Source organism: Legionella waltersii (assembly GCF_001468085.1).
In the GTDB taxonomy this organism is placed as follows: domain Bacteria; phylum Pseudomonadota; class Gammaproteobacteria; order Legionellales; family Legionellaceae; genus Legionella; species Legionella waltersii.
Map to the genome: position 1 here is coordinate 653,553 of NZ_LNZB01000060.1, position 9,741 is coordinate 663,293.

Consider the following 9,741-nt stretch of genomic DNA (forward strand, 5'->3'; position numbering starts at 1 on the left):
TCCCTAGTGGAGAAGGTGTTTTCTACTAATCACTGCCATTTAATGCTCTTCAGGAATCGACATAAGACTAGCGTTTCCTCCCGCCGCAGTCGTATCTACAGTGTATGTTCGTTCATGACACAATCTAAGAAGATAGTAGGGTCCGCCTGCTTTAGGACCAGTCCCCGACAGCCCTTCTCCGCCAAATGGTTGTAGACCAACCACTGCTCCAATCATATTTCGATTCACATAGCAATTACCTGCATGAACTCTATCTTTTATGTATTCAGCAGTTTCATTAATACGGCTGTGGATTCCAAGGGTTAAACCATAACCTGTATGATTAATTTGGTCGATAACCTGATCCAGGTCTTTACGCTTAAACTTGATCACATGCAACACAGGACCAAAAACTTCCTTTTCTAATGCACTAAGACTATCAATTGCAAATGCAGTGGGTGGCATAAAATACCCGGTCTCCATTTCATCATTCATTGGACATTGGTATATCACCTCATACCGCTTTTTCATTTTATCAACATGTCGATTAAGAGTAGATAAAGCTTCTCTATCAATCACCGGGCCCACGTCCGTTGAAAGCCAACTAGGATCCCCAACAACTAACTCAGCCATGGCTCCTTTCAAGAGCTGAATTGCTCTTGGATACACCTCTTCTTGAACAAATAAAACTCTTAAAGCCGAACACCTTTGCCCTGCACTACCAAAAGCTGAATTAACAGCATCCACAATAACCTGCTCAAGCAAGGCTGATGAGTCAACAATCATTGCGTTTTGTCCACCCGTTTCAGCAATTAAAGGGATGATAGGACCACCACGTGTAGCAATAGTTCTGTTGATTAAATTGGCTGTTTCTGTAGAACCGGTAAATAAGATAGCTTTGATTCTTTTATCCTCAACCAGTGTTGCTCCAATAGTTTCGCCAGGACCAGGGACAAGTTGAATGACTGTATTTGGGATACCCGCTTGATGCATTAACTTTACTGCAAATGCAGCAATTAAAGGGGTTTGTTCAGCAGGTTTAGCAATGACACAATTACCTGTTATTAAACCTGCCACTATTTGACCAGTAAATATTGCTAAGGGGAAATTCCAAGGACTGATGCATAAAATTGTTCCCCTAGGATGTAAACTGAGTTCATTAAGCTCACCCGTGTATCCACTCAAACTTAATGGCTTACCCATTAAATGAGTCCCAATATGCGCATAATATCTACAGAAATCGATGGCTTCTCTAACCTCGGCCACTCCATCATGCCATGTTTTTCCAGCCTCAACACACAACAAACCCAACAATTCAGTCATATTGGCTTGAAGAAGGTCAGCATATCTATTAATGACGATCGAGCGGTCCTCTACTGATTTCTTACTCCATAAATCGAATGCATTTTCTGCTTGAGATAAAGCCAATTCCACATCATCAAGACTTGCTTGCTGAACCTCACCAATAATCCGATCGGGTTTTTGTGGAGAACCTACACTGCTTGGTGGGCCTTGGATATGCTTTCGATTAGCCACCATTGGATAAGCTTCCCAATGCTTGGTTTCAAAAGAAGACAACTCCTCTTGCATTTCACACCTTATTTGACGATTTGTAAAATCAATGCCTTTTGAGTTTTTTCTAGTGGGTAAGAAGATATGTTCAGGAAGTGGGATATTCTTATTCATTTTATCAAATAATGACTTGGCTTTACTCACTGGATCTTCAACCAAGTCACTAATTGGCGCATTGTCATCAACTATCCGATTAACAAACGAAGAATTAGCGCCATTTTCTAATAATCTTCTCACTAAATAAGGCAGCAGATCTTCGTGACTTCCAACCGGAGCATAAATTCTGCAAGGAATTCCATAACACTCAACCGGAACAATTTGTTCGTACAACTCAGTCCCCATTCCATGCAAGCATTGAAATTCAAAATCTCTGTAATTGCCAACAATACTCAGAATCATGGCCACTGAATACGCGTTATGTGTTGCAAATTGCGGGTAAATTGCGTCAGTCATGGTTAGAATTTTTTTTGCACATGCTTGAAACGAAACATCGGTAAAGACTTTACGGGTAAATACAGGATATTCTTGAAAACCCTGCATTTGGGTTTTTTTGATTTCGCTGTCCCAGTATGCACCTTTGATTAATCGCACCATCATGCGACGATTTTTACTTCTGGCTAGAGCAGCTACCCAGTCAAGCACATAAAATGCTCTTTTTTGATAAGACTGAACTGCTAATCCAAATCCATTCCAGCCATCCAGACTGCTATCATTAAACACTTTTTCAATAACATCCAATGACAAATCCAATCGTTCTGATTCTTCTGCGTCCACAGTCAAAGCAATGCCATACTCCTTTGCTAACCGAGCCAAAGCCAGTAGTTTTGCTGGTAGTTCCTCCATAACCCTTTCGTATTGAAACTCGCTATAGCGAGGATGTAACGCTGAAAGCTTTATCGATATTCCAGCTCGTTTGTACACATCTGAACTTTTATCCGATTTTTCGCCAATAGCGATAATGGCATCTTTATAAGCTTCAAAGTACCTATTTGCATCAATGCTTGTTAGTGCGGCTTCTCCCAACATATCGTATGAATAGCGATAGCCCTTGCTTTCCTTTTTCTTAGCTCGGCTAATTGCTTCATGTATGGTTCGCCCCATCACGAACTGTTTACTCATAATACGCATGGCTTTATCAACAGCGGTTCGAATAACAGCCTCGCTACTTCGGTTAACGACTTTGAGTAACGCTTTTGTGAGTGTATTTTCCGCTTTTTCTGGGGTTAATACTTTTCCGGTTAACATTAAAGCCCAAGTAGTGGCATTTACAAAAAAAGATTCGCTTTGACCTCGATGAGAGCCCCAATCAGCCCCGGCTAATTTATCCTTTATTAAGATATCAATGGTAGGATTGTCTGGTACACGCAATAAGGCTTCTGCTAAGCACATTAATGCAATACCCTCTTCACTGGATAAAGCATATTCTGTTAAGAAGGAATCAATACCAGTGCTTTTTTTTCGTTCTATTCTTACAGATTCCACTAATTTGGTGGCGCTGGACTTAATGGCTTTCATTTGTTGCACATCAAGTGCCGCCTTTTCACACAATTCGGTGATATAAGATAACTCATCAATCCGATAAGCTTTGTTAATAGCAGCTCTTACACCTTGAGGTACTTGGACAGAGTGCTTTTCAAGCATAATATTCTCCAAAATAAGTGACTTTTCTCGCAAAAATTTGTGGTACATTATATGACGAGTAAGATATTCAATAAAGCTAAAATGAGCTAAATTCATCAAATTTATAGTTGTAATTTTAATTAAATCGACACTTATTTAATCATTTTGACATGCTTTTGACACCAAAAACAGTAGCAATTAAAGCCATATTGATCAGAATAAGATCACAACCATCACTTTGCAATTAGATAACCCTCTGATTTGAATAATTTTTTCACTTAAAGACACCTAAAAAGGCAAAAAATTTACTTTTGGGTGATTTGGCAATATAATAACCACTTTTTTAAAAGCCAATAACGGTGATTTAACAAGAAGAAAGGAGCATTATGAATACATTGTTTACTCTAATCTCGACCATCTTATTGACCAGTAATATTACGTCCAGCACCCCTTTATTCGCTAAGCCTGGACAAGACATCAATACTCAACTTTCACACCTGAGTTCTAAAGCGCCTAAGCTAAATCGAAATGTATTAAAGCTTGCGTTAACTGCTTATAACAATGCTAATAAAAGAGGTACTGTTAAAAAGCCTGTACTTACTGTGATTGACTACTCACTGCCTTCAAATAAACAACGCATGTGGGTTTTTGACTTGCGTAAAGAGCGTTTATTATACAACACCTTTGTAGCTCACGGCAGAAATTCAGGTGGCAACCTCGCAAGAAATTTCTCAAATCGAGAATCCAGTAAACAATCGAGTCTTGGTACTTATATCACTAAAGGCACGTACATAGGCCACAAAGGCTATTCATTAAATTTACAAGGCCTGGACAGAGGATTTAATGATAACGCTTATAACAGACGAGTTGTCATTCATGGAGCCTGGTATGTTGAGCCGGATTTCATCAAGCGAGCAGGCCGAGCTGGATTATCATGGGGATGTCCCGCGGTCGCACAAACATTAGCTAAACCTATCATCAATACCATTAAAAATGGTTCTGTAATATTCGCATACTATCCTGATAAATATTTCCTTTCGCATTCAGGATATCTAGTCGCCTAAAATAATAAAGCCAGGGACTCAGCCCTGGCTTTTCGCAGTCATCCGTTTAAGAACATCCTGTTCTTAGTTGTCTTCCTGACTTTATCAGATCCATCTGATCGCAATTCCATTTGCTAGGCCAATTTCCGTATAAGCCATGATTTAAATTTAGCAATACAACTTAATTTGTGCAATAGACTTAACGAGTGATCAGACTGATGACGACAAGACTTAAATGATTGACCTTTAATTATATCGCATTATAAATCAATGGGTTAAAAATTCATTACTCCATGTGCTTAGCCGAATAAGCCTCTTTTCCGCCAAGCAATTGAGAAATTTCTTACATCAAATAAAGCCAAGCACTCTATAGAAAGTATGGGGCTAATCGTTCGAATTCCACTTCAGTAAGTAAAGACGAACATTGTGGTTGGTGCTTTTATAAGTTTTTAAATGTCGCTATGATACCTGCAACTAATTTCTCATGTAAAAAACCCAGGAACTTTGACAATAAGGCCCGTATACACTGATGCGAAAAAATGCTTTTCTTAGTATTGCCACTATTTGGCTATTAATCTTGTATATAGCGATATTCTACTATCAGATTAATTTGCAAATTCTAATTGACTACAGCTCGTTCTATGCAGCTTCAAAGGCACTAGCAGATGGCATAACCCCCTATCAAGTACTAACCACTACTTTATTAGAGGGAGCTAAAAAGTTACCTACGAATTTAAATCCACCCTGTGTGTTATGGCTACTGCAACCAATAACCTATCTCCCCTTTAAACTTGGATTAGCGATTTGGGATACATTGAGTGTTTTAGCGGGGATACACGCAGCTAGATTAACCTATCGTTACTTTGCCAAAGAGTTATTTCCTTCCCAATTTCAGTTCTGGTTACTCTATTTTGCATTATTTCCAATCATTATGAATTTTACTATTGCCCAAGTGGGTAGTTTTATCGCTTTTTTTGTTCTCCAGGGATACCATCATTTAAGAAATGCATCCCCAATCAAAGCTGGCTTTTATTGGGGATGCATTTCTGCAATGAAGCTATTCCCATTATTATTACTCATTTATGCATTTTTGCTAAAGGAACGTCGTGCTTGTCTTTCTCTTATCATTACATTTATTGGACTTAGTTTTATACCATTAATTCAAACGGATATATCGACTTACTTTAATTATGCTTTGTTAGTAAAAAAAGTCTTTTGGTACGGTGACAATTGGAATGCTTCATTATATGGATATCTGTTTCGCTTATGGATTGACTGTAAAAACAACAAGCAGGACATAGCATGGATAGAAATTACCTATCTTTGCCTATTAGTAATCAGTTGTATCGGTTATATCTATTTTTACCTTACCAATAAACATATAAAAGCAGATCCTGCCAATGGATTTAACTATACAGTTACCACAATGCTTTTTCTTAGCCCATTAGGCTGGCTTTATTATTTCCAATTATTGCTTCCACAAGCATTATTGATGTACCAAGATTTAAATACAAAATTACAAAATGTCCGTCGACTACTCATTAAAACAGCATCTCTTACACTACTTCTGTTTCCTACTATATATATCCCTGCAGCTTATATACCCAATATAATGGCCTCAATGACCTTTTTTTCCTTTTACTTTTACGGGCTTTTATTCATGCAAATTCAATATCTATTATCGCCTGAGCAAGAAAAAGTGACTGTGGATAACTCTCTTTTTGCGGTTAATCGATTAATACATGCATTTTTATTTTTAGGCACTTGCGTACCCTATTACTACCTAATAAAAATGATTGTTCAGGCTTAATAAGACCTTTGTAATTTTAAATTCAATAACACCATCCTCCAAAGACTTTCTAAAGAATTCATTCATTTGAACTCAATACAGTACTCTTAGTATTGAGTCGTCGTTGATCGGTAGATAAAGCGTGTTCAAGTATTTCCTCATCAGTTTGATATTGTGCTTTTTGAACTTGCACTTCATTATTTCCATAATTATAACAGGTTAAACCACTTGAGTTCAGAGAAACATGTGTAACGCTTCTCATATTTACTAGCTCAATATCGTAATTTTCAATCCCACACCCCTTGCAAACGCTCCTTAAAAATCGTTCCATACCAATGTAGGGATGATTTTCTTGCACCTGCTGACTATCATAGGAATGAGGTGTACCTATCTTAAAATGTAGTCTTTCCCCCTGAGCCATCTCTCCCAATTTTTTCACCCAATCGATATAAGGTTTTAAAACACTGTTCTCTTTAATCATTAAACCGTTATATTCAATGTATTGGCTTGCTTCATCTTCATCGCGCTCCTCCAGCGTAGACCGCAAATGATAGAGACCAAACAAATTATTAGATTCGGCACTAATGGCTGAACAGCCACCAAAACCATCTGAAGTGAGCTCATCTTGTGAGCTCTTTGGCCTGATAGCCCCACCTTGATCCATAAATACTTTGGAGGCTCCGAATTCACCTCTGGGTTTTAAAGGAACTTCTTCTTTACGCATCACTCATCTCATCAAATTGAAGTGCTCTATATACAATTATAAGACGTTTATAAAAATTAAGCGGAATATGTGGTCAATTTCAGAACAATAAATGGTTATGATATTCAGGATCCTTCTATAACTCTTGATTATGTTCTAAGATGTGTTAGTTTATCTAAGAGAGTTTGTACCTGAGTTAAAGAATGAATCAACCATCGATACCCACAAAAAAAGACAAGATAGAAGTCATTGATTGGCTTATTGATAATTTTCCTGGGGCTTTTTTCAAAAAAGGCAATCAAGTTAAACCATTAAAAATCGGTATTTTTGATGACATTATCGACTTTTATGAGCGTTTAGACACACCTCCATTCAGCAAAAAATCGTTGAGAGAAGCGCTCAATTATTACAGCGCGTCACCAGCTTACCTAAGTTGCCAAAAAGCAAATGCTCCTCGTGTTGATATTTATGGAAATGAAATCGACGTTGTCACACCTGAGCAGGCAAAATATGCTTATCAACGCTATCAAGAGCGATATGCAAGTAAATTAAAAACCAACACTAAAACCTAAAACCTAAAAGCTAAAAGCTAAAAGCTAAAAGCTAAAAGCTAAAAGCTAAAAGCTAAAAGCTAAAAGCTTAGAAGTCTATTTAAGGTATCGCGAAATGCCAATTCATTGCTTTAGAAAGACCTTCGAGCATAATTTCTCCTCGAATGCTGTTTCCTTTAGCATTGACTCTGGGACTTAATACGATAACACCCGCTTTGCCTGGAACAACAGCCATCGTATACCCTGAAACTCCACTTTTAGCAGGCATTCCCGTTTTCACCATATGAGTTCCAGTTTCATCATACAATCCACAAGTTGCCATAATTGCCAACGTTATTTTACAGGTTTCAACGGAAATAAGGCGATCTCCAGTTTCAGGATTTATTCCGCCATTTGCCAATACGCATGGTAAGAAAAGCATCTGATCTAACTTAGCTTCATAGGAACAGAGAGCAAAATACAATTCAAGAGTCTCTTCAACATTTGTACCTAGGTTATTTCTACATTTCAATAAATAGGCAAGGGAGCGATTACGATCTCCGGTTCTTTTTTCGGAAGCAAATACAAGCGGATTAATTGTCAAACGGGTATTAAATAGTTTTTGAACCCAGTATTCAAGCCATCTGAACTGCTGTTCACCAACTCCAGGGATGTACGAGCATAAAGTAATTGCGCCAGCATTTAGCATGGGATTTGATGGCTTAGGTCCGAACCGCTCTAAGCGCGTAATAGAAGCAAAATCATCTCCTGATGGTTCTACCTTAACCCACTCAAATAGTTGTTCAACACCAAACTCTTCCAGAAGACCAATCAAAGGAATTAATTTACTTGTACTTTGTAATGTGACTGGAAGTATGGGGAGATTACTGTAAGACACTGCTTTTTTATCGATGGTTTGGACAGCAATGGCAGTCATGTCTGGATTCACATTCGCTAACTCAGGAATATAATCAGCGGTCTTACCCTCTTGGTTTAATTCCGCAGTGCGGACCAATTCTTCGAGTAGTTTTAATGTAAGCAATTTAGATGACATTTTGTCTATTGAAAATAAAAGAGGCTCATTATGATAAATTTAGCACATCGACTCAATTATTTTTCATGTTTTTTTGCAGTCGTAATTTCATCACTATTTTAATAATCAATTGACTATGGAGCCTATTGCCTCAATGAAAGGTGTTGCCGAAGGACAAAATAAGTACAGAGTCGTTGCCTCAAAATAGATGTTGCTTTTGAGAGGTTTTGTTTCAGTTAAAAAATAATTATTATAAAGCCTGGTGGTTATGTGGGCGAGAAGCCTGTGAGTGTGAACAATAGCTGTGGGTAACGTTTTTTTGTTATCCATGGCTTTGTTCATACGTCCCATAGGGCACAGGCTGGTCCATAGGACTCGTCCATCATATCCACAGGCTGCATTTCCCCATGTCTCTAGAGTGGTTTTTAAGCTTTTCATTAAATAGCCTTTCTCTGTTTTGTATTCTGAACATTAACCCATCTAAATACTAATTTTAGCTTCTTTTGGATCTTTTCTTGCAAATCAAAGGGGTCAAGAGTAATAAATTGCTCTTGTAAGCTCTTTTTTTGGTCTAATGTAAGACAATTGGAGGCCATTAATCGTTGATAAGGAGTCTGGGGTTTGTCATACTTTTTCTGAATACTGGATTGGATGCGCACTTTATCAATGAGTTTAATACAAGGGTAGAAAAAATTATAAAGAAGGGAAATTTCATTAGCATATAAGTCATTCATGAGTTCAGCTAATTTTGGTTTATCAAAGCGATGATAGCCAAAGAGCTGACGAACATGAGTCCAGTTTTTTTGTTCGACATGGGCGTTGTCATCTTTTTTGTAAGGTCGTGAACGTGTAAATTGTACTGGTTTATTAGGAGTACGCTCAGTAAAATAACGAATAAGGTGCCAATTAAGAAATTCAGAGCCGTTATCACAATCAAATCCTTTGATTTCAAAAGGTAAATGTTCTTCTATATTTTGAATACCTTGCATAACTCCTGTCGCTCCTTTATTCCAAGTAGCACGCATTTCTGTCCAACCACTAAAAATATCGGTCATTGTAATAGACCAAACAAAATCACCCATTAGCGAAGTACCGCAATGAGCTACAGTATCTGCTTCCATAAAACCTACTTGGCTGGTATCCCACTGGTTTGTACTAATTGGAATATGTTTTCTGAGAAGGCTTCCTGGCTTAGTTCCACTTAAACCTTTTCCATAGCGCGATTTAATGGGCTTTAGCAAACGATCAATTGTTGCAGCACTCATTGCTAGAAGTTGTGCTGATATTTCTTCTACGGGTTCATGATGCTTGTGATAATGAGGTAGCCATAGCGGTAAGGCATGCTTTAATCGCTTACCACACATCTGATCGGTAGCAAGCCATATTTTTTAAGCGGCTCTATAAGAACAGCCGGATCATAGGTCTTCTTTTTTCCTGGTCTGCCTGGCTTTTTATCAGAAATCGGCAACTCT

8 protein-coding genes are annotated in these 9,741 nt (G+C 38.0%); 3 read left to right on the plus strand and 5 right to left on the minus strand.

The window, feature by feature from the left end:
* Positions 1–39: 39 nt before the first annotated feature.
* A complete protein-coding gene (putA, locus tag Lwal_RS16045) occupies positions 40–3,192 on the minus strand; it encodes a bifunctional proline dehydrogenase/L-glutamate gamma-semialdehyde dehydrogenase PutA (protein WP_058481794.1) in 3,153 nt (1,050 codons plus the stop codon).
* A gap of 365 nt (positions 3,193–3,557) precedes the next feature.
* Between putA and Lwal_RS16050 the strand changes: the two genes are divergently transcribed.
* Positions 3,558–4,235, plus strand: a complete 678-nt coding sequence (locus tag Lwal_RS16050; protein WP_058481795.1) for a murein L,D-transpeptidase catalytic domain family protein — start codon at positions 3,558–3,560, stop codon at positions 4,233–4,235.
* A gap of 508 nt (positions 4,236–4,743) precedes the next feature.
* Positions 4,744–6,024 carry a glycosyltransferase family 87 protein gene (locus tag Lwal_RS16055; protein WP_058481796.1) on the plus strand — a complete coding sequence of 427 codons (1,281 nt, stop codon included), beginning with the start codon at positions 4,744–4,746 and terminating at the stop codon, positions 6,022–6,024.
* A 58-nt stretch (positions 6,025–6,082) separates the two neighbouring features.
* On the opposite strand, the gene Lwal_RS16060 is transcribed toward Lwal_RS16055, so the two are convergent.
* Positions 6,083–6,727, minus strand: a complete 645-nt coding sequence (locus Lwal_RS16060) for a hypothetical protein (RefSeq protein ID WP_058481797.1) — start codon at positions 6,725–6,727, stop codon at positions 6,083–6,085.
* Between the two features lie 182 nt (positions 6,728–6,909).
* On the opposite strand from Lwal_RS16060, the gene Lwal_RS16065 reads away from it, so the two are divergent.
* Positions 6,910–7,278 (plus strand): ProQ/FINO family protein, encoded by a 369-nt coding sequence (locus tag Lwal_RS16065; protein ID WP_058481798.1) that lies wholly within the window; start codon positions 6,910–6,912, stop codon positions 7,276–7,278.
* A gap of 79 nt (positions 7,279–7,357) precedes the next feature.
* Here the strand turns inward: Lwal_RS16065 and glsA are convergent, their stop codons facing one another.
* The 3 genes from glsA to Lwal_RS16080 all read right to left on the minus strand — a co-directional run bounded on the left by glsA (position 7,358) and on the right by Lwal_RS16080 (position 9,633).
* Complete coding sequence (gene glsA / locus Lwal_RS16070) at positions 7,358–8,290, minus strand: glutaminase A (protein WP_058481799.1); 933 nt, start codon at positions 8,288–8,290, stop codon at positions 7,358–7,360.
* 105 nt (positions 8,291–8,395) lie between these two features.
* Positions 8,396–8,707, minus strand: coding sequence for a hypothetical protein (locus Lwal_RS16075; RefSeq protein ID WP_058481800.1), 312 nt, complete (start codon positions 8,705–8,707; stop codon positions 8,396–8,398).
* Positions 8,707–9,633: a DDE-type integrase/transposase/recombinase gene (locus tag Lwal_RS16080; RefSeq protein WP_058481801.1), complete on the minus strand. Its 927-nt coding sequence runs from the start codon at positions 9,631–9,633 to the stop codon at positions 8,707–8,709. Before Lwal_RS16080 ends, Lwal_RS16075 begins: the two co-directional genes overlap by 1 nt.
* Positions 9,634–9,741: the final 108 nt, after the last annotated feature.